Raw genomic sequence first — 20,568 nt, 5'->3', positions numbered from 1 at the left:
TCTTCGCCGATCGTGACAATGGGCGCGCCTGGCGCCCCCAGTTGCAGGCGGGCCGCGTCGCTCACCGGACCCGCGGCATTGCCGGCCGCGTCCGCGATGCTGGCGCTCGACACGAAGTCGGTGTTGTCGCCTGTGGGGTTGAACTTCAGGTCCACGAAGCCGGCAGTCAGTTGAGGTCCCGTCAGCGTAATCACCTGGGCCACATTGCCCGAGCCCGTCACCGTCAGGGTGTCACCCGCCGCCGCACCGACCGGCAATGTCACACGCACGCCGATGGTGTTGTCCGTCAACTCCGCCTTGCTGATGTAGCCGTCGTTGTTGCCGTCCGTCGTGATGCTGATGCCCAGACCGCTGTAGTTTGTCGCATCGATTTTGGCGCTGTCGCTGCCCGTGGCGCCCAGGTTGCCCGCCACGTCCTTGATCTGGGCGGTGATCCCCAGGGTGTTGCCATCGCCGGGGCTGTTCACGCCAGGGATGCTCACACTGTGGTTGTCGATGTCGGATTGATTGAGCACGATCGGCGCTTGCGGTGCGCCGTTGACGCTCACCAGCAGGCTGTCACCCGCCTTGGCCGTGCCGGGCAGGTCGATCTGCACGCCAATGGTGCTGCCCGAGCCCAGTTCGGCCTTGTTGATGAAGCCATCGTTGTTCGCGTCGGTGGTGATCGTCACCTTGGGCGCCGAGATGTCGTCGGTCGCGATGATGGCGTGGTCGCTGACCACGGCAGACTGGTTGCCTGCGGCGTCCTTGACCTGCGCACTGACCACCAGATCGGTGCCGCTGGCAGGCGCGCTCAGACTCACCGGCACCTGGCCGTCGTTGATCTGCGCTTGCGTCAGGATGATGGTTTGCGTGGCGTTGCCCGTGGCGGTGATGCTCAAGGCATCTCCCGCCGCCGCGTCGATTGGCAGCTTGACCAGTGCCGTGACCTGGTTGCCAGCACCCAGCTCGGTCTTGTTGATGAAGCCGTCGTCGTTGGCATCGGTCGTGATGGCGATGCCCAGACCGTTCAAGGTGCTCAGGTCGAGCTTGGCGCCGTCGGTGCCGGTGGCGCTGACATTGCCGGCCTTGTCCTCGATGTGCGAGGTCACCGTGATGGTCGTGCCATTGGCCGGGGCCGCGAAGCTGGTCGTCACGAAGCCGTTGCTCAGGTCGGGGTTCGTGAGGGTCACGTCCTTGGTCACGCCACCCGAGGTGATCTTGACCACGTCGCCCGCGCTGACCTGGGCCGGGTTGAAGGCCACCTTCACATCCACATTGCCGTTCAGTTCGGCCTTGTTGATGAAGCCGTCGTTGTTCGCGTCTTCCGTGATCGTGACCACCGGGGCATCGCCACCGTTGGGCACGCCCGTGTCAATCGTCAGGGGCACCTTGGTCTGGGTCGTGTTGCCCGCGGCATCCGTTTCGATGACATCGGCCTGCCCGCTTGTGCCATTGGGGATGTTCTGCGTGGGCGTGACCGTCCATGTGCCATCGGTGCCGACGACCGTGGTCAGCACTTCCGTGCTGCCGGGCAAAGTCACCTTGATCTGCGCACCGGGTTCGCCCGTGCCGCTGATCGTGGGCGTGGCATCGTTGGTGATGCCGTCGCCCTTGGTGCCGCTGTCCGAGGCCGGGTCGAGTTGGGCCGTCAGCACGGTCGCAGGCGTGGTGTCGACCACGGCGCTGTCAGAGCCCGTGGCGCCCAGGTTGCCGGCCACGTCCTTGACTTGCGCCGTCACCGTCAGGGTGCTGCCTTCGCCAGGGTTGGTGATGCCGGGCACGGACACGCTGCTGGCATTGATGTCCGCCTGCGTCAAAACGATCGGCGTCTGCGCCGTGCCGTTGATGCTGACCAGCAGGCTGTCGCCCGCCTTGGCCGTGGCCGGCAGGGCCACCGACACGTCGATGCTGCCGCTCAGTTCGGCCTTGTTGATGTAGCCATCGTTGTTCGCGTCTTCACCGATCGTGACCTTGGGCGCCGAGATGTCGTCGGTCGCGATGGCGGCTTGGTCGCTCACCACAACGGATTGGTTGCCCGCCGCGTCACTGACCTGCGCGGTCACGACGAGGTCCGTGCCACTGGCCGGTACCGCGACGCTCACCAACACCTGGCCGGCGTCCACCTGGGCTTGTGTCAAGGTGATGGTTTGCGGTGTGCCACCCGTGCTGGTCACCGTCAGGAGATCACCCGCCACCGCGTCGGGGGGAAGCTTGATCTGCGCTTCGGCCGTTGGACTGCCAGCCAGTTCGGTCTTGTTGATGAAACCATCATTGTTGGCATCGGTCGTGATGATGATCCCCAAACCATCCAGCGTGCTCAGGTCCAGCTTGGCGCTGTCGGTACCCGTGCTGCTGCGATTACCAGCGGCATCTTCAATGTGCGCAGTCACCGTGATCGTCGTGCCATTGGCCGGCGCGGCAAAGCTGGTCGTGACGAAGCCCTTGTCCAGATCAGGCTGCGTGATGGTCACGTCCTTGCTCGGGCCACCCGAGGTGACCTTGACCACGTCGCCCACGCTCGCTTGCGCAGGCGTGAACGCCACCTGCACGTCCACCTCGCCATTCAACTCGGCGCGGTCGACGAAGCCGTCGTTGTTGGCGTCTTCAACGATGGTCACGGTGGGAGCGACGCCGTTGTTGGGCACGCCGGTGTCGATGCTCAGGGGAACCTGGGTCGTGGTGGTGTCGCCTTTCGGGTCGGTGCCGGTGACCTGCACATCGCCTTTGGTGCCATCCGGAATGCTCACGGTGGGCGTCACGCTCCAAGTGCCGTCGTCGCCGACCGTCGCCGTCAGTTCTTCGCCCGTGCCCGGAATGACGACCTTGATGGCCGTGCCAGGATCGCCGGTGCCGCTGATGGTGGGCGTGGTGTCGTTGGTGACGCCATCGCCCTTGGCGCCGCTGTCCGAGGCCGGGTCGAGCTGGGCCGTCAGGTCCGGGCCTTCATTGTCGATCAGCGAGTCCGCGTTCGAGGCCTCGGCATTCTGCGTCACGCCACCGGTGACCGTGGCGTTCAGGCTGAAAAACTCGATCGCTTCCTTGACGCTGTCATCGATCGTGGGCACCCTGACCTGAACCTCGGTATCGCCCGGATTGAACGACAACTCACTGCCAGGTAGATAGGCAACCCATTGGCCCGAAGCGTTCAGGTATTCGATCTGACCAACATAGTCTTGGCCCTCGGTGGCCACCGGCCCCACGGAGGAGGGACCGTCCGCCAAGGCCAGCTTGAACGTGATGGCCTCCTTGGACTCCCAGCTCAATTGAACGGAGAACACCGCGTAGTCACCCTCGATGGCGGGTTCGCTGATGACCCGAAGAATGGGAGCTTCGTGGATGGTCGTCTCGACCGCGCCCGTGCCCACCGTGGCACCGCTGGGATTGCCGAGGACGATGCTGAAGGTTTCGTCACCTTCAATGGGCGTGTCCTTTTCAATGCCCACGGTGATCGTCTTGGTGGTTTCACCGGCCGCGAAGGTCAAGGTACCGGGAGCCAGTTGGTAATCACTGCCCAGCGTCGCCGTGCCATCCTGTGCGGCATAGTCCACGGTGATGGGCGTGGCGCTGGGGTGGTCCAGGGTCACGGTGTAGGTGATGGTGCCAGCGTGCTCATCGACCACGCCAGGACCGGCAATGTTCAACTCAGGCGTGGTGTTGTTGTCCAGCAAGGTCGCCTGGCCCGAGGCATCGGTGTTCTGGACTGAACCGCTGTTGACGTGCACCTCCAGGGTGAAGTTCTCGGTGGGCTCTTTGATGTTGTCGGTTGTCGTCAACACCCGCACATCGACCGACGACTCGCCAGGCTGGAACACCAGTTCACCGGTGAAATCCTGCCATTGCCCAGTGGCCTGGTTGAAATATTGAAGCGTGGTCCCGGTGTCGGTGCCCACCTTGGCCGCTTCGTTTTGGGGGGTGTTGGGATTGTCGATCCCATCCTTCAGCGTCAGTGAAATGGCGACCCGGTCGGTGGCAGGACTGCTCAACTGGACATGGAAAACCGCTGGCTGCCCCTCGATCGCACTCTCGCCAACCACGCTCAGCGCGGGCACCGGAATGGCGGGGTACAAAGGCTGCTCAGCCGAGGCCAGTGGCGGCGTCGGCGCTCCGCGCTCGGTGCTGTATTCGTAGGTCTGACCCGTGACCGACTCGGACACCCGGTCCACCCGCAAACCGGGCGTCAAGCCACCGGCCCCGCCGCCTTGCAGACCCGCCGCGGTGCTGAAATCAAGTTCGTCGTTGTTCAGGCCTGTGATCACCTTGTCGGTGTCGGCAGCGGCCAATTTGGCCTTCAACAGCAGATTCGGGCCGTCGTCCAGGGTGATCTTGACGATGCCGTCCTGGCTCGTGAGGATCGCCTCGCCTCCTTTGATGTGGTCACCAACCTTGACCGCCACCAGCTTGCCATTGGGCAAGTGATAGAACGCCTTGCCCCAGACAGCGATGACGGTACCGGCGGATTTACTCAGAATCGGCATGACGAGCCCAGTTGAACAGTTGGTAACACCTCAAGTGTACTGTTCGGAGGCACGCGCTTAACGTCACGGAACCCCCAATCTGGGCGGCAAAAGTCACAGTTAGCCCGGCTATTTGCCAGCGTAAGGCACCAGATTTTCGTGACTTATTTGGCAAAGTCTTGCCGGAGCCGCGCAGCCCGAAGCCGCGCAAAGGCGCGCCCGTTGAAAAATTGGAAACAGTGCCCTCAGCGGCTGGCCAGGGTGAGCACGCGGTCGATGTAGGCCGGCCCATCGAAAGGAAGGCCCGAGCGCTGGGAATTCCAGACCATCTCGCCCAGGGCCTCCATCACTTCGTGGTGAGCCTCGTGCAACGAGGATCGGCGTTGCGCCAGCCGTTGCACAGCCGCACGGATGCCCGGCGGCTGGTCGATGCTGACCTGTTCGGTGATCGACAGGTGCATCGAGAGGTGCAGGAATGGGTTACTTCGCCCCCCCTCCACCGAGTAGACGGCCTTGACCGCCGCGTCCGCATCGGCCAGGTCGTCGAGGTATTCAGGGTGCTGCGCCATCCAGTCGGTGGCTTGCAATTCCAGCGGCGTCAGAACCTGCCCGCCCTGGTGCTTGGCCCAGGCCTCACAGAAAAACCGGCGAACCTGGTCCTGGCTGGGGGCGAACATGGTGGATCAAACGCCCAGCAAGTCGACTTCGAACAGCAAGGTCGCGTTGGGCGGGATCACGCCGCCAGCGCCACGGGCGCCGTAGCCCAGCTCGGGGGGGATGATCAAGGTGCGGGTGCCCCCCACCTTCATGCCTTGCACGCCTTCGTCCCAACCACGGATCACGTGGCCAGCGCCCAGCGGGAACTCGAAGGGGTCATTGCGGTCCTTGCTGGAATCGAACTTGGCGCCCTTGACGCCCCCTTCGTACAACCAGCCCGTGTAGTGCACGGAAACGTAAGTGCCGGCCTGAGCGACGTCGCCCTCGCCTTCAACGGTGTCTTCATATTGCAGGCCGGATGCGGTCGTGGGCATGTCGAGGGTCCTCAGGTTTTGGATTGAAAAACGAACAGGGGCGCCAGTCTACTGCGCGCCCCTGCCCTTGCCAAGAAATGGGCTCTTTTCGGCCAATCCGCCGTCGTCAGATCGACATCAATTGCCGCACGCCATCGGTTTCCATGTCGGCACCTCGACCACGCTTGATGATCTCGCCGCGTTCCATCACCAGGTATTGGTCGGCCAGTTCGGCCGCGAAATCGTAGAACTGCTCCACCAGCACCACGGCCATCTTCTGGCCGTTCAGGCCTTCGTCGGCCAATTTGCGGATGGCGCGGCCGATGTCCTTGATGATGCTGGGTTGGATGCCCTCGGTCGGCTCGTCCAGGATCAGCAGCTTGGGGCCGGCCGCCAGCGCGCGGGCGATGGCCAGCTGCTGCTGCTGCCCGCCGGACAGGTCGCCACCGCGCCGGTGCAGCATCTGCTTGAGCACTGGGAAAAGTTCGAACAACTGCTCGGGCAAAGGCGTGCTGCCAGATTTGCTGGCCAGCCCCATTTGCAGGTTTTCCTGCACGGTCAGGCGACCGAAGATCTCACGGCCCTGCGGCACATAGCCCACGCCCAGGCGCACGCGCTCATAGGGTTTGAGCTTGTCGATGGGTTGGCCGTCCAGCTTGATCGAACCGGACTTGATGGACACGACGCCCATCAGGCTTTTCAGCAAGGTGGTCTTGCCCACGCCATTGCGGCCCAAAACCACAGTGACCTCGCCCAGCTTGGCTTCAAAGCCCAGGCCGCGCAGGATGTGGGAGCCGCCGTAATACTGATTGACTGATTCAACGTTCAACATCTTTATCGGCCCAGATAGACTTCGACGACCTTGTCATTGGCCTGCACATCGGCCAGCGTGCCTTCGGCCAGCACCGAACCCTCGTGCAGCACCGTGACCTTTTTCTTGGCGGCGTTCTTGCCTTGCGTGGTCAATTCGTTGATGAACTTCATGTCGTGCTCGACCACGACCAACGAATGCGAGCCCTCTTCTTCCAGCGACAGGAATAGCTCGGCGGTGCGCTCGGTTTCCTCATCGGTCATGCCGGCGACGGGTTCGTCCAGCAGCAGCAGCTTCGGGTCCTGCATCAGCAGCATGCCGATTTCCAGCCATTGCTTCTGGCCGTGCGACAGCAAACCAGCCGTGCGCTGGGCCTGCTCCCGCAGGTGGATCAGCTTGAGCATCTCGCCGATGCGGTCGAGTTGCTCGCTGTTCAGCTTGAAGAACACCGATGAGCGCGCGCGGCGGTCGGCCTTCAGGGCCAGCTCCAGGTTCTCGAACACGCTGAGTTGCTCGAACACCGTGGGCTTCTGGAACTTGCGGCCGATGCCGATGCGGGCGATCTCGTTCTCGCGCATGGCCAGCAGGTCGATGGTCGATCCAAAATAGGCGGTGCCCGAGTCAGGCCTGGTCTTGCCGGTGATCACGTCCATCATCGTGGTCTTGCCAGCGCCGTTGGGCCCGATGATGCAGCGCATCTCGCCCGCCGCGATGTTCAGGCACAGCTTGTTCAGCGCGCGGAAACCATCGAAGCTGACGGTGATGTCGTCCACGTAGAGGATTGAGCCATGGGCCAGGTCGACCTCGTCGGGCACGACGACGCGGCCGTAGCTGGCCTCGCGGCCACCTGACTCGCTCGCCACGGGCAGGCCCTTGGCCTTGTTCAGGGTTTGCACCCCGGCTTCCATCAGATCGGGCGTCATGCCTTGGTCTCCGGTGCATTTTTGTTGAACAGCTTCTTCAGGCCACCGACGATGCCTTGCGGCAGCAGCAGCGTCACCAGGATGAACAGCAGGCCCAGGAAGTACAACCAGAACTCAGGGTAGGCCACCGTCAGCCAGCTCTTGGCACCGTTGACGAAGAAAGCGCCGACGATGGGGCCGATCAGCGAGGCCCGCCCGCCCACCGCCGTCCAGATGGCGATTTCGATGCCCGCCGCGGCTGACATCTCACCTGGGTTGATGATGCCCACCTGCGGCACATACAGGGCGCCAGCGATGCCGCACATCACGGCCGACAGCGTCCAGATGGCGAGCTTGTAGGCCAGCGGGTTGTAGCCGCAGAACATGACGCGGTTTTCGGCATCACGGATGGCCTGCAGCACACGGCCGAACTTGGTGTTCACCAGCCAGCGGGCCATCAGGTAGAAGCCCACCAGCGTCAAGCCGGTGATGATGAACAGCACCATGCGCGTCGAAGGTTGCTGCAGCGGGATGTTCAGGATGCGTTTGAAATCGGTGAAGCCGTTGTTGCCGCCAAAGCCGGTTTCATTGCGGAAGAACAGCAGCATGGCCGCGTAGGTCATCGCTTGCGTGATGATCGAGAAATACACCCCCTTGATGCGCGAGCGGAAGGCGAAGAAGCCGAAGATGAAGGCCAGCAGGCCGGGCACCAGGATCACCAGCAGCATCTGGCCGATGAAAGACTCGCTCCAGGCCCAATGCCAGGGCACTTGCTTCCAGTCCAGGAAGACCATGAAATCGGGCAGATCGCTCTTGTAGCTGCCGTCGCGACCGATCTGGCGCATCAGGTACATGCCCATGGCGTAGCCGCCCAGCGCGAAGAACAAGCCGTGGCCGAGCGACAGGATGCCGGTGTAGCCCCAGATCAAATCCATGGCCAGCGCACAGATGGCATAGCACATGATCTTGGCGACCAAGCCCACGGCGTAATCCGACAGGTGGAAAGGCGAATCCACCGGCACCATCAGGTTGAGCACGGGCACCAGCAGGCAGACCACGATGATGGCCAGCATGACGCCGCTCCAGCCTTTGGCGCCCAGGGCGCTGTGGGGCACGGTGATCTGAGACAGCTTGGGAGATGTGGATGTCAAAACGGCACTCATGCTTCGGCGCTCCGGCCCTTCATGGCAAACAAACCTTGTGGACGCTTCTGGATGAAGACGACGATGAACATCAGGACCATGATCTTGGCCAGCACCGCACCGGCCCAGCCTTCCAGGAGCTTGTTGAAGATGCCCAGGCCCATGGCGGCGTAGACGGTGCCCGCGATCTGGCCGACGCCGCCCAGCACCACCACCATGAACGAATCCACGATGTAGTTCTGGCCGAGGTCAGGGCCCACATTGCCGACCTGTGACAGCGCGCAGCCCGCCAGGCCGGCGATGCCCGCCCCCAACGAGAAGGCCATGGTGTCGATGCGGGCGGTGTTGACGCCCACGCAGGCGGCCATGGGGCGGTTCTGCGTCACGCTGCGCACGAAGAGGCCCATGCGTGTCTTGGCGATCAACAAGGTCATGCCCAGCAACACGAGGCCCGCGAAGGCGATGATGGCGAGGCGGTTGTAGGGCAGCGTGAGGTTGCTCAGCACGTTGAAGCCGCCGGACATCCAGGCCGGGTTCTCGACCTGCACGTTCTGCGCGCCGAAGAGGCCGCGCACCGCCTGCATCAGCACCAGACTGATGCCCCAGGTGGCCAGCAGGGTTTCCAGCGGGCGGCCGTAGAGGAAGCGGATCACCGTGCGCTCCAGCACCGCGCCCACCAGGGCCGCGGCCATGAAGGACGCCGGGATGGCGGCCAAGATGTACCAATCAAAGGCACCCGGCAGGTGGCTGCGGAACAGGTTCTGCACGGCGTAGGTGGCATAGGCGCCGATCATCATCAGCTCGCCATGGGCCATGTTGATCACGCCCATCAGCCCATAGGTGATGGCCAGCCCGAGCGCGGCCAGCAGCAGGATGGAGCCCAGGCTGATGCCGGTGAAGAGCACGCCGGCGCGGTCGCCCCAGGCCAAGCGGCTGGCGATGGAGTCGAGCGCCTTCTGCACTTCGATCTTGACTTGCGGATCGGTTTCGACGCCGTCCTGCAGGCGCTCCATCAACAGGGCCTTGGTTTCGGGGTCGGCGCTGGCGGCCAGCTCTTGCGCGGCTTCGATGCGCTTGGCGGCATCAAGGCCGCTCAGCAGCGCCTTGGCGCGCAGGTTCTGCAACTGCGTCTTGAGTTGGGGATCGGACTCCGAAGCCAGCGCCTTGTCGATCATCGGCAGCTTGGATTCGTCCACGCTTTGCGCGATGGTCTTGACAGCCTCGGCACGCACGGCCACATCGGGTGACAGCAACTTGCCCACGGCCAGCACGGCCTCCAGCTCGCCGCTCATGCGGCCGTTGTTGGTCACGTCTTCGGCGTCTTCGGGCAAGGTGGTGGGCTGGCCAGTGGCGGCGTCCAGCACCTTGTCGTCTTCGAGGATGTAGGTCTTGTCGCCTGAGACCTTGACGCTGTCGTTCAAAAGCGCCTGGACCAAAATGGGCAGGCGCGCGTCGTTCTTGGGGATCAGCTTTTGCAAGGCCTGGATGCGGGCGTCGTTGTCGCCGGCCGAGACCGCGTGGGCTTCTTCAGGCGTCAAGGCATGCGCCGGGCTTGTCAGGCAGCCGAGGGTGACCAGCATGGCCAGGCTCAGCGTGCGTGCTGCGTCGAATCGTTTCACAGCGTGTTCCAGTCGTTTTTACAGTAGACAGCGGACAAGAAAAGCGCCCCGTTGGGTGACCCCCCAACGGGGCGAACCGCTCTGCTTCGAAATTCAACCCGCCATCCACTTGAATGGAATGACGGGACCAAGATCACTTGGTTTCTGGCTCATCCTTCTTCACGTCGTTGCCGGCGATGTAAGGGCTCCAGGGTTGGGCCTTGACCGGGCCAGGGGTCTTCCACACCACCTTGAACTGGCCATCGGCCTTGATCTCACCGATGAACACGGGCTTGTGCAGGTGGTGGTTCTTGGCGTCCATCGTCGAGGTGAAGCCACCGGGTGCCTTGAAGGTCTGGCCGGCCATGGCGGCGATGACCTTGTCGGTGTCCGTGCTGCCGGCCTTCTTGACGGCTTGAGCCCACATGTTGATGCCGATGTAAGTGGCTTCCATCGGGTCATTCGTCAGGGGCTTGTCCTTGTGGCCGGCGATGTTCTTGGCCTTGGCGTAGGCGGACCACTTCTTGATGAACTCGGCGTTGGTCGGGTTCTTGATGCTCATGAAGTAGTTCCAGGCGGCCAGGTGACCGACCAGGGGCTTGGTGTCCACGCCGCGCAGTTCTTCTTCACCCACCGAGAAGGCCACGACGGGCACGTCCGATGCCTTCAGGCCCTGGTTGCCCAGTTCCTTGTAGAAAGGCACGTTCGAGTCGCCATTGATGGTCGAGACCACGGCTGTCTTCTTGCCACTGGCCGCGAACTTCTTGATGTTGGCGATGATGGTCTGGTAGTCCGAGTGACCGAAGGGGGTGTACTCCTCCATGATGTCCTCGTCCTTCACGCCCTTGGACTTCAGGAAGGCGCGCAGGATCTTGTTGGTCGTGCGGGGGTACACGTAGTCGGTGCCCAGCAGCACGAAGCGCTTGGCGCTGCCGCCGTCCTTGCTCATCAGGTATTCGACGGCGGGGATGGCTTGCTGGTTGGGCGCGGCGCCCGTGTAGAACACGTTCTTCTCCAGCTCTTCACCTTCGTATTGCACGGGGTAGAACAGCACGCTGTTGAGTTCCTTGAACACCGGCAGCACCGACTTGCGGCTCACCGAGGTCCAGCAACCGAAGGTCACGGCGACCTTGTCCTGGCTGATCAGTTGCTTGGCCTTTTCGGCGAACAAGGGCCAGTTGGAAGCAGGGTCGACGACCACGGGCTCCAGCTTCTTGCCCAGCAGGCCGCCTTTGGCGTTGATTTCATCGATGGTCATCAAGGCGACGTCCTTCAGGACGGTTTCCGAGATGGCCATGGTGCCCGACAGCGAATGCAAGACGCCGACCTTGATCGTGTCGGCGGCATGGGCCAGGGAACCGACGAGCAGGCCGGCCACGCCCAAAGCGACGGCCGTCAGCGATTGGGTGGCATTGCGGCGAGAGATGTTCATGGATGAGGCTCCTGGTAAACGATGGGGTGGTGGTTGGGTGAACACGTCCGTTTGATCGGATGAACCCAGTTTGCCCAGGGGCCCCACTTTGAGGAATACGCCACATGGCGTATCGGTGGCGTGCGCGTCACGCCTCTGAAGCGCTGGGTAGACTGCCCGGCATGACCGCTCCACCCCGCCTTCACCAGAACAGCCAGACGCTGTCGCTGAGCTTCGATTCCAGCCTCATCCAGAGCAGCATGCGGCTGGACGCGCCCCACGAACTGGTGCTGGATTACACCCGCGCCATGATGGGCTTCCTGCTGCTGAACCCGGCGCCCCAGGCCATCCTGATGATCGGCCTGGGTGGCGGATCGATGCTGAAGTACCTGCACCAGCACCTGCCCGAGGCAGACCTCACCGCGGTCGAGATCCACCAGGGGGTGATCGACCTGCGCGAGGATTTCCGCATCCCGGCCGACGACGAACGGATGCGCATCGTCTGCGCGGACGGTGCGCACTTCGTGGCCAAACCACCCCGCCGCTATGACGTGATCCTGGTCGATGGTTTCACCGGCGCGGGCATGCCGGCCGCCTTGTGCTCACGCGCCTTCTACCAGCACTGCCAGCAGGCCTTGACACCGGAAGGTGTGCTGGTCGCCAATGTGCAGGCCGACACCGAGCAGGAACGCCAGATCGCCAAACGCCTGGCCAAGGTGTTCGACGATGGGCTGGCGCTGGTGGAGTCGGACGAGGGCGGCAACCTGATCGCCACGGCTGGCAGCCGGGTCGGACTGGCCCGATGCGGGGCGGACTTCAACGCCCGCTGGGCCGCACTGGCCCCGTTTCACCAGGCGACGCTGGCCGCCAGTTCCAGCCGACTGGAGCGGGCCCTGCTCAAGATCAGGCGGCCGACCCCGTTTTGAGCCCGGCCGGTGCCTGCGCAGACCGGGCCCGCCTCAGTCGTCCAGCTTGTAAGGCAGGCGCTTGAAGTTGGCGCTCGGCAACTGAGACACCTTGCGCACCACGTCCACGAAGGTCTGCGCCACCCGGCCCAGCTCGTCCTTGGCCACCTTGTCGGGCGTGTCGATGTCGTCGTAGAGGTACAAGGGTGCACCGACCAGGGCGATCACGGGGACGCCCGCGCGCAGGAAGTCGCTGCTGTCGGCGGGCAGGCCGGGCTCGCCGCCGACCAGTTGCGTCAAGGCGGTGGACACGGCGAAGGAGCGCTCGAGCTGGTGCTCCTTCATGGCCGTCACCACGATGTCCTTGAAGCCTTCGATTTCGGTGGAGACCATCAGGGCGCGGGGCGCCACCAGGCCGGTGGTCATGGGCTTCTTGTCCTTGCCCGGCAGCCATTCCTGGGCGATGTGCTCCAGCGTGACCACCGCCACCACCTTCTCGCCGAGCGGATTGCTTTCGAGCAGGTGGCGACGGATGAAGGCCTTGTGCACGGCGTAGTCGGTGAAGTGCGTGTCCATGGTCGCGAACATCAGCGTGCGCGGTCGCTGCGAGCGCGGCAGCTTGGCGAAGTAACGCGCCAGCGCCATCACGCTGGCCGTGCCGGAAGCGTCTTCGGTGGCGCCGGTGGTGGCCGAGTCGTGGTGCGATTCGACCAGCACGATTTCATCGCTCATGCCGGGCAAGTAACCCACCACGGCCCGGCCTTTCTTGGGGGCCAGTTGCCCCTCCAGGGTCAACGCCGCTTTCAGCTTGCCCGCCTTGGCGCGCTCGGCCAACTGGCTGCCCGCCACGGGCGCCATCCACAGCCCGGGGATGGCCATCGCCTGCCCGGGGTCGTAGGCACGGTAGGCCTCGTTGCGGTACTGGTGGCTGTCGAAGTAATCATTCAAGACGCCGACGAAGCCGACCGCGCCTTTGCGCATGGCCCGGTAATAGCTGTCGGGGAAGCCGCCGCCCGCATAGGGATCGACCAGGTTGTAGTCCCAGCCAAAGGTCTTGTCCGTGTCCTGCAGCGCCAGCAGGAAGGGCTTGAACAACCAAAGCGGCTTCTTGCCGAACTTGGCGTTGGCCACCACGATCTTGCCGCGCACGTCCTTGAACCAGAAGTCCGAATCGGCGCCATTGCCGACGTAGACCAGCTCGGCCTGGCGGCCACCCGGTCCGGTGCTGAACACGGTGGGCACGCCTTGGTGGAAGGTGTGCTGCATTGGCGAGCAGGCCAAGGCCTGGCCTTCCACGGTCAGGCCCCATTTGCTGGCGCTCCAAACTTTGGTGTCGGCCTCCTCGAAAGCCACCTTCTGCAGTCCCCACTCGCTGAAACGGTCGTGCACATACTGGGATGCCCCCAGCGACCCAGGACTGCCCGGACTGCGCACACCAAAGCTGGTGATGTCGTTCACCCACTGGAATATTTCGTTGCTGTCAGGCACGGCGGGATCCGGCGTGGCGGCCTGGACGTTGGCGTGGGTGGCGAGGGTGGAGCCCAGGATCATGGCAAGCAGGCGCAAGCCCGGAAGGCGGTTGAAGATCATGGTGTCCCTGAATTTTGGCGGGCGCGCAGCTGGCGTCATGCCGTCAGGTTAATCGAAGGATGTGTCCCGGGCAGCATCCATCTGGACGAGGTGTTTACCCTGCCTCAACCATCCACCACCGCCGGATCGCCATCCGGCCCCGTGAACAGCACCTGCCCCTGGTCGATGGAAAAAACGCCGATTTCGTACACATGGCGCAAACGGCGGTTCACCTTGCCAAAGGACAAGTCCACCGCGCCCGACACGCCCACGCCGATCTCGACGCGCGCCTTGTCGAACAGCGCCATCTGCGTTTCCAGATCGCTCTTGCGCACGAGCAGCGCGCCCAGCGCCTTCAGGGACTCGGACCAAGTGCCGCGCACGCGTTCCAGCACGCCCGCCTTGTCGCCCTGCTTCGTCAGGTGCTGCACCAGCTTGCCCAGGTTTTCTTCTTCCTGGTTCTGTTTGGTGATGAGGCCCAGCACCTCTTGGTACTCGGCCTCCAGCACGGGGTTCACGCCCACCAGCACCTGGGTCACGGTGCTGGCGGGGTCGCCCAGCAAAGGCGTGCGGATCAACATCATGGCCCGGGCCGAGCCGCCCACCAGCCGCCCCCGGGACGGCGACTGCGTGCCCACGACGATCTGGTTGCCGGCTTGCAACTGGCTTTGCAGCACCATGCTGTCCACGGCGATGCCCACGCCGGCCTCGATCAGCGAATTCTCGACGAAGCGGGACGACACCGACTCGCCCGCGTGGACCACGGCATGGGCAATGATGCCGCCCCCGACACGGATGCTGTTGCCCGCGTCCAGGTGCCCACCGTCCACCGTCCCGGTCACGATGATGTCACCGCTGGCGCGCACCTTCATGCCGGTCAAGACGTCGCCCTCGATGTGCACAGTGCCATCGAAAGCGATGTTGCCCGAGGCCATGCTGGCACCTTTGAAATACACGACCTGTTCGACCATCACGCCATTGCCCACACGCACCGGCTGGCCTTTGAACACCGCGCGCAGCAGTTTCGGGTCCTGCTCGTCCACCTTGGCGCCGGGCAGGTCGGTCGGAAAGGCCGCGGATTGACCTTTCACGGGCTCCAGCACCTCGGCTCGGATGTTCCGCCCCAGAAAACCCACCGTCTCAGGAACGATGCGCATCAGCACCTGGTCGGCCTTGACCACGGGGATGTCGCCCAGCTCGCGGAAATCGATCAGGCCTTGCTCGTCGACTTTGGGCCGACGGTCGCGGGTCAGGTCGACCAGCAATTCGAAGCGGGCGTCTTCGCCATTGCGGGCGGGCTTGCCCGTCGCGGCCACGGCACGGCCGCCTTCGGGGGCGGTGCAGACCTGCAGCAAGGCCGCTTCATCGATGCCGAACAAGACACCGGCCTGGGCCAGGGCCAGCACCAGGTCACTGACATCCAAAGGCTTGCCCCCCTGAGCGGGCGTGACCGTCAGCCAGGCGGTCATGGCGTCATGGGCCAGTTCGAGTTCGAACTGGGCATCGACGCGCTCGGCGATGGGCAACTGGAAAGACTCGTCCCCGCCGCAACGACTCACAGCCTCTTTCAAGGCCTCTTCGGACAGACGCCAACTGGCGAACCCGGCCTGCTCGACGAGGGCCTTGGCCGCGTCCAGGGTCAAAGGCGGCCGGCCGGGCATGGGCTGGTGAGACAGCAGCAATTGCCCGTCGGATTCGATCAAAACCACACCGGGATAACCCGACATCTGCAGCCCTTTCCGGTCGGGGACGGCACCCCAGGCTCAGTTCGGTCCAGTGTACCGAGATGGCCTGAGCTGGCAATAGCGGAAACACCCTCGCGTTCGCCCGATGACCCCGAGCCGCTGGGGCATATGGCGCATTTCAGCGCATTTTCAGCTGACCGACGCGGCTCATGGCCAGACCCGCGGCGGCGGTGCGGGTCTCGACGCCCAGTTTGGCGAAGACGTGTTCCAACTGTTTTTTGACAGTGGCGGGACTGGTGCCCAGGATGTCGCCGATGTCGCGGTTGGTCTTGCCCTTGACCACCCAGTACAGCACCTCGCCCTCGCGCGCGGTGAGCTTGAGCTCTTGTGTCAGCGCCTCGATGGCGGCCTCGTCCGAGGTCTCACGCATCACCAGCAGCCAATTGTCGTCGCCCGTGGGCTCGTGCAGGGCAAAACTCAGGCGCCGGCCGCCTTGCTGCACGAGCCAGGCTGGCGGTGGCTTGCCTGTCGCCATGTCGGCCAGGGCCCCGGGCGTGGCCTGACGCAACCACACCACCAGCTCATCCGGCGCCACCGATTCGGGCGTTTCGAAGTACTGCTGCAACAACTTGCGCGCCAAAGGCGTCTGCCACATCACGCGGCCATCCGACAAACGCACCGTCATCGAGGCGTGGCCAAAGGCATCGAGCGCGTTGCGGGCCTGCCTTGCCTGCCGCGCGCTGGCCATGTGCGACACGATGCGCGCCAGCACTTCGCGCGGCCGGATCGGCTTGGTGACGTAGTCCACGCCGCCCGCGTCGAAAGCCGCGACCACGTGTTCAGTCTCGGTCAGGCCGGTCATGAACACGATCGGGATGTGGCTGGTTTCGGGCTGGGCCTTCAGGCGACGGGCCACTTCGAAACCATCCATGCCGGGCATCAGCGCGTCGAGCAGGATGATGTCGGGCACGGACTGGCTGGCGCGCTGCAAGGCAGCCTCGCCGTGCGTGGCGACCAGCACGGTGTAGCCGGCCTCATCCAGCGCGTCGTGGAGCAAGGAGAGGTTGTCGGGCACGTCGTCGACGATGAGCACGACGTCGGTGCGGCTGCGGTCGAGTCGGTCAAGCATCGGAATCATGGCCGCGATTGTGCATGGAACTGCACCATGGCCCGCTTGACGGACGCGGCCAGGGCGTCGAGTTGAAACTGCTTGGCCAGGTGCCGCATGTGCTGCACGAAGGCCTCGCATTGCGGTTCGGCGGCCGCGATCTGGTCCAGGGTCTTGTGCACACCGCGCACATAGCCCGCATCGATCAGCTCTTCCAGGCTTTGCAGGGCCTTCAGGGAGGGGAGCACCTGGACGCCCTCGCTGGCGGACGATGTGGCCATGTCCAGCAAAGGTTGGTGGCCCACCACCGGCCGCTGCGCCTCGATCCACTGCAGCGTGAGGCGCCGGCCCAGCCAGTCCAGCAACTCGCCCATGCGCACCGGCTTGACGATGAAGTCATCGAGGGCGACGCCCACGTCGTTTTCCAGGCCCTTGTCAAAGGCGTTGGCCGACACGATGGCGACGGGTGCGCGGCTCAAGCCCTCCTGCCGGAGGGTGCGGATGGTGGTCCAGCCATCGATGCCCGGCATGGCCAGGTCCATCAGGATGGCATGCGGCTCCTGGGCCTGCGGGCAACTGCGCAGCAGCGACAGGCACTCCAGGCCCGAGGCCAGCGGCGTCACGTCGAAGCCCAAGGGTTCCAAAATGCGCACCAGCAGGCCGCGGTCGGCCTCCTCGTTGTCCACCACCCACACGCGGCGCCGATCTCCCACATAGCCGGTGCGCACGCCCAGCGGCACCGAGCGATCGGCGTGCGTCAGGCGCACGTGGGGCAGGAAGAGGCGGATGCGGAACACCGTGCCCTGCCCTACCACGCTGCTCACCTTCATCTCGCCGCCCATCAGGTCGGTCAGCATCTTGCTGATGGTCAGGCCCAGGCCCGTGCCACTCACCGACGATCCCGCCACCGACGATCCCCGGGCAAAGGGTTCGAACACCCGCTCCAGCTCGTCGATCGGGATGCCGGGGCCCGTGTCGATGACCTCGACCAGCGCGATTTCGCGCGTGTAGCTGACGCGGAATTTCACGCCGCCTTGCGAGGTGAACTTGACCGCGTTGCCCAGCACATTGAACAGGATCTGGCGCACCCGGCGTTCGTCAGCGCGCACCACCTCGGGCAGGGCGGCGTCCATCTCTACCTCGAACGTCAGTCCCTTGCCCAGGGCCTGCGGTTGCAGCATGTTGATGATCTGCTGCAAGGATTCGAACAGGCGCATGGGCTTGACGTCCAGCGTCAGCTTGCCGCTTTCGATGCGGGCGATGTCCAGCGTGCCTTCGATCAGCGACAGCAGGTGGTCGCCGCCGCGCTTGATCACTTCAACGCCATGCTTGGCGTGTTCGGGCAGGCGCTGGTCTTCGTCCAGCAACTGCGCGTAGCCCAGGATGCTGTTGAGCGGCGTGCGCAGTTCGTGGCTGATGGTCGAGATGTAACGGCTCTTGGCCTGATTGGCCTGCTCGGCGGTGCGCTTGGCCTGCTGCAGTTTTTCGTCGGTGCGGCGGTGCAGTTCCACCTCGCGGACCAGCAGATGCGTCTGGCGGTTGGACTCCTCTTGCGCCACCTTGCGGCTCTTGTGCGCCAGCACCAGCCACCAGCCGACCACGCCCGAAATCACCAACAGCACGGCGAAGGCCTTGAGGAAGCCGCTTTGCAGCGCCTCGACCAGGCCCGCCGTGGCAGGTTGGTCCAGGGCCCGCAACTCGTGGTTGAAAATCAGGGCGAAGAGCAAGGCCAAGGCTGGCACCAATCCGCCCATCAGCAGCAGAAAGTGGCCCAGTTCGGTGTCGAGTTGCCGCCAGATGAAGGCCGGCAGCAGCTTCTGGCCCACCGCGCGCCATTGCACCGACCAGCGCGCTTCGGGCTTGCACAGGTCGTGGCAACGCGCGTCCAGCGAACAGCACAGCGAGCAGATGAAGCCCTGGTAGGCCGGGCAATGGGCCATGTCCTCGCCCTCGTATTCGCGCTCGCACACCGTGCAGCGGTAGACACCCTTCATGCCTTGCTTCGATGGGCAGGCGTCGCAATTGGGCGCTTTGGGCTCGGGCTGCCGGGCGATGTAATAGCGCCCCTGCGTGAACCACGCGATCAGCGGCGAGGTGATCAGGGCCGTGACCAAGGCGATCAAGGCCGAAAACGCCTGCGCCATCGGCCCCAGCCAGCCCAGGTAAGCCGTCACCGACAGGACGGACGCCGCGCTCATCGCGCCCACGCCCACCGGGTTCACGTCGTACAGATAGGCGCGCTTGAACTCGATGCCTTTCGGCGACCAGCCCATGGGCTTGTTGATTACCAGGTCGGCGACCACGGCCATCATCCACGCGATGGCGATGTTGGAATACAGGCCCAGCACGCGCCCCAACGCCTGAAAGACATTCAGCTCCATCAGCATCAGCGCAATCACGGTGTTGAACACCACCCAGACCACGCGCCCAGGGTGGCTGTGCGTGATGCGCGCGAAGAAGTTGGACCAGGCCAGCGAGCCCGCGTAGGCGTTGGTGACATTGATCTTCAGCTGCGAAATGACCACGAACAGGCAGGTGGCCGCCACCGCCCAGCTCAGGTTCGAGAACATGCTCTCGTAGGCCAGGAGGTACATCTGGTTGGGGTCGACGGCGCGGTCCGCCGGCACCGACAGGCTCAGGGCCAGGTAAGCCAGCACCGTGCCGCCCAGCATCTTCAGCACACCGGGAATCACCCAGCCGGGACCGCCCAGGAACACGCTCAACCACCAGCGCGCCTTGTGCTGGGGCTGCCGTTCGGGCATGAAACGCAGGTAGTCGGCTTGTTCGCCCATTTGCGTGATGAGGGCCACGCCCACGGTCATGGCCGCGCCGAAGGACATCAGGTTGAAGCCAGGCGCCTGGCCCTGCGCACCGCCGTAACCGGCCAGGTCGCTCAGCACATGCGGGTTGGCCTTGAACACGTACACATAGGGCAGGATCAGCATCACCAGCCACAAAGGCTGGGTCCACACCTGCAGCCGGCTGATGACGGTGACCCCGTGCGTGACCAGCGGCACCACCACCACCGCGCAGATCAGGTAACCCCAGGCGGGCGGGATGTCGAAGGCCAGCTCCAGCGCGTAGGCCATGATCGCGGCCTCCAGCGCGAAGAAGATGAAGGTGAAGGTCGCGTAGATGAGCGAGGTGATGGTGGAACCGATGTAGCCAAAGCCCGCGCCGCGGGTCAGCAGGTCCATGTCCACCCCGTGGCGGGCGGCGTACACGCTGATCGGCCAGCCGGCCAGCAGGATGATCAGGCCGGTGGCCAGGATGGCCCACAAGGCGTTGATGAAGCCGTGTTCCACCAGCAAGGTGGCACCCACGGCTTCGAGCACGAGGAAGGACGCTGCGCCGAAGGCGGTGTTGGCCACCCGCCATTCGCCCCATTTCCGAAAAGACCGGGGTGTGAAGCGCAGGGCGTAATCTTCAAGCGTCTCGCTGCCGACCCAGGTGTTGTAGTCGCGCCGCACCTTGACCACGCGCTGCAGGGCCTGGTCTCCCAGCAGATCGGCGGAGGACTCTTGACCGGTGTCGTCTCGACCCTCGATACGCCGTTCGGCGACTGGACTCATTTGGCGTGTGTCTTGCATAGTGGGGACTTCATCAACGGCCAATGCCGCAATTTCGGTGCCGAGACCCCATGGAACTGACCCCACGAGAAAAAGACAAGCTGCTGATTTTCACAGCCGCCCTGCTGGCCGAGCGGCGCAAGGCCCGGGGACTCAAACTGAATTACCCCGAAGCCATCGCCCTGATCACCGCCGCCATCATGGAAGGCGCCCGGGATGGCAAAACCGTGGCCACCTTGATGAGCGAAGGCAAAACCGTGCTGACGCGCCATGACGTGATGGACGGGGTGGCTGAGATGGTGCCTGAAATCCAGGTGGAAGCCACCTTCCCGGACGGCACCAAATTGGTGACAGTGCACCAACCTATCGCATAAAAACTCTCCCAAATCCACAAAACACCAAATTGGTGCAAATCAACCGAT

Annotated in this window: 14 protein-coding genes; 2 read left to right on the top strand and 12 right to left on the bottom strand. The window is 64.1% G+C overall.

The genetic code is table 11. The features are described 5' to 3' along the window. The 8 genes from ACREB4_RS15720 to urtA all read right to left on the bottom strand — a co-directional run. Nucleotides 1-4,457 (bottom strand): Calx-beta domain-containing protein (locus tag ACREB4_RS15720; RefSeq protein ID WP_431589171.1); only part of this gene is annotated, 4,457 nt, incomplete at its 3' end. 224 nt (nt 4,458-4,681) lie between these two features. Beyond that, nucleotides 4,682-5,113: a DUF1841 family protein gene (locus ACREB4_RS15715; protein WP_431589170.1), complete on the bottom strand. Its 432-nt coding sequence runs from the start codon at nt 5,111-5,113 to the stop codon at nt 4,682-4,684. A gap of 6 nt (nt 5,114-5,119) precedes the next feature. Beyond that, complete coding sequence (locus ACREB4_RS15710) at nt 5,120-5,467, bottom strand: FKBP-type peptidyl-prolyl cis-trans isomerase (RefSeq protein WP_431589169.1); 348 nt, start codon at nt 5,465-5,467, stop codon at nt 5,120-5,122. Between the two features lie 106 nt (nt 5,468-5,573). Then, the gene (gene urtE / locus ACREB4_RS15705; protein WP_431589168.1) at nt 5,574-6,278 is read right to left on the bottom strand and encodes an urea ABC transporter ATP-binding subunit UrtE; all 705 of its coding nucleotides are present in this window, start codon (nt 6,276-6,278) and stop codon (nt 5,574-5,576) included. A 2-nt stretch (nt 6,279-6,280) separates the two neighbouring features. Next, nucleotides 6,281-7,180 carry an urea ABC transporter ATP-binding protein UrtD gene (urtD, locus tag ACREB4_RS15700; RefSeq protein WP_431589167.1) on the bottom strand — a complete coding sequence of 300 codons (900 nt, stop codon included), beginning with the start codon at nt 7,178-7,180 and terminating at the stop codon, nt 6,281-6,283. Next, a complete protein-coding gene (gene urtC / locus ACREB4_RS15695) occupies nt 7,177-8,322 on the bottom strand; it encodes an urea ABC transporter permease subunit UrtC (protein WP_431589166.1) in 1,146 nt (381 codons plus the stop codon). The genes urtD and urtC overlap by 4 nt, the downstream gene beginning before the upstream one ends. Beyond that, nucleotides 8,319-9,881, bottom strand: coding sequence for an urea ABC transporter permease subunit UrtB (gene urtB, locus ACREB4_RS15690; protein WP_431589173.1), 1,563 nt, complete (start codon nt 9,879-9,881; stop codon nt 8,319-8,321). Before urtB ends, urtC begins: the two co-directional genes overlap by 4 nt. Before the next feature lie 172 nt (nt 9,882-10,053). Further along, on the bottom strand, nt 10,054-11,331 hold the full coding sequence (urtA, locus tag ACREB4_RS15685; RefSeq protein WP_431589165.1) for an urea ABC transporter substrate-binding protein: 1,278 nt from the start codon (nt 11,329-11,331) through the stop codon (nt 10,054-10,056). A gap of 161 nt (nt 11,332-11,492) precedes the next feature. On the opposite strand from urtA, the gene ACREB4_RS15680 reads away from it, so the two are divergent. Continuing rightward, nucleotides 11,493-12,236, top strand: a complete 744-nt coding sequence (locus tag ACREB4_RS15680; RefSeq protein WP_431589164.1) for a fused MFS/spermidine synthase — start codon at nt 11,493-11,495, stop codon at nt 12,234-12,236. Nucleotides 12,237-12,269: 33 nt separating this feature from the next. Here ACREB4_RS15680 and ACREB4_RS15675 read toward each other — a convergent pair whose 3' ends face one another. The 4 genes from ACREB4_RS15675 to ACREB4_RS15660 form a co-directional block, all read right to left on the bottom strand. Continuing rightward, entirely contained in the window at nt 12,270-13,805 is a 1,536-nt protein-coding gene (locus ACREB4_RS15675; protein ID WP_431589163.1) for a M28 family peptidase, read from the bottom strand. A 104-nt stretch (nt 13,806-13,909) separates the two neighbouring features. Further along, nucleotides 13,910-15,511 (bottom strand): DUF342 domain-containing protein, encoded by a 1,602-nt coding sequence (locus ACREB4_RS15670; RefSeq protein ID WP_431589162.1) that lies wholly within the window; start codon nt 15,509-15,511, stop codon nt 13,910-13,912. A 136-nt stretch (nt 15,512-15,647) separates the two neighbouring features. Next, a complete protein-coding gene (locus tag ACREB4_RS15665) occupies nt 15,648-16,607 on the bottom strand; it encodes a response regulator (protein ID WP_431589161.1) in 960 nt (319 codons plus the stop codon). Beyond that, on the bottom strand, nt 16,604-20,149 hold the full coding sequence (locus ACREB4_RS15660) for a hybrid sensor histidine kinase/response regulator (protein ID WP_431589160.1): 3,546 nt from the start codon (nt 20,147-20,149) through the stop codon (nt 16,604-16,606). Before ACREB4_RS15660 ends, ACREB4_RS15665 begins: the two co-directional genes overlap by 4 nt. Nucleotides 20,150-20,217: 68 nt before the next feature. Here ACREB4_RS15660 and ureA point away from each other — a divergent pair, with 68 nt between their 5' ends. Next, nucleotides 20,218-20,520, top strand: a complete 303-nt coding sequence (gene ureA / locus ACREB4_RS15655; protein WP_431589159.1) for an urease subunit gamma — start codon at nt 20,218-20,220, stop codon at nt 20,518-20,520. Nucleotides 20,521-20,568: the final 48 nt, after the last annotated feature.

This window comes from Aquabacterium sp., assembly GCF_050725395.1.
In the GTDB taxonomy this organism is placed as follows: domain Bacteria; phylum Pseudomonadota; class Gammaproteobacteria; order Burkholderiales; family Burkholderiaceae_C; genus Aquabacterium.
The sequence above is the reverse complement of the archived record's forward strand: the minus strand, read 5'-3'. Positions and strand labels throughout refer to the sequence as shown.

Excerpts from the sequence above, each read along its gene's own strand:
- ACREB4_RS15715 (WP_431589170.1), bottom strand. The coding sequence starts at position 5,113 with ATGTTCGCCCCCAGCCAGGACCAGGTTCGCCGGTTTTTCTGTGAGGCC.
- ACREB4_RS15710 (WP_431589169.1), bottom strand. The coding sequence starts at position 5,467 with ATGCCCACGACCGCATCCGGCCTGCAATATGAAGACACCGTTGAAGGC.
- urtE (WP_431589168.1), bottom strand. The coding sequence starts at position 6,278 with ATGTTGAACGTTGAATCAGTCAATCAGTATTACGGCGGCTCCCACATC.
- urtD (WP_431589167.1), bottom strand. The coding sequence starts at position 7,180 with ATGACGCCCGATCTGATGGAAGCCGGGGTGCAAACCCTGAACAAGGCC.
- urtC (WP_431589166.1), bottom strand. The coding sequence starts at position 8,322 with ATGAGTGCCGTTTTGACATCCACATCTCCCAAGCTGTCTCAGATCACC.
- urtB (WP_431589173.1), bottom strand. The coding sequence starts at position 9,881 with ATGCTGGTCACCCTCGGCTGCCTGACAAGCCCGGCGCATGCCTTGACG.
- urtA (WP_431589165.1), bottom strand. The coding sequence starts at position 11,331 with ATGAACATCTCTCGCCGCAATGCCACCCAATCGCTGACGGCCGTCGCT.
- ACREB4_RS15680 (WP_431589164.1), top strand. The coding sequence starts at position 11,493 with ATGACCGCTCCACCCCGCCTTCACCAGAACAGCCAGACGCTGTCGCTG.
- ACREB4_RS15675 (WP_431589163.1), bottom strand. The coding sequence starts at position 13,805 with ATGATCTTCAACCGCCTTCCGGGCTTGCGCCTGCTTGCCATGATCCTG.
- ACREB4_RS15670 (WP_431589162.1), bottom strand. The coding sequence starts at position 15,511 with ATGTCGGGTTATCCCGGTGTGGTTTTGATCGAATCCGACGGGCAATTG.
- ACREB4_RS15665 (WP_431589161.1), bottom strand. The coding sequence starts at position 16,607 with ATGATTCCGATGCTTGACCGACTCGACCGCAGCCGCACCGACGTCGTG.
- ACREB4_RS15660 (WP_431589160.1), bottom strand. The coding sequence starts at position 20,149 with ATGAGTCCAGTCGCCGAACGGCGTATCGAGGGTCGAGACGACACCGGT.
- ureA (WP_431589159.1), top strand. The coding sequence starts at position 20,218 with ATGGAACTGACCCCACGAGAAAAAGACAAGCTGCTGATTTTCACAGCC.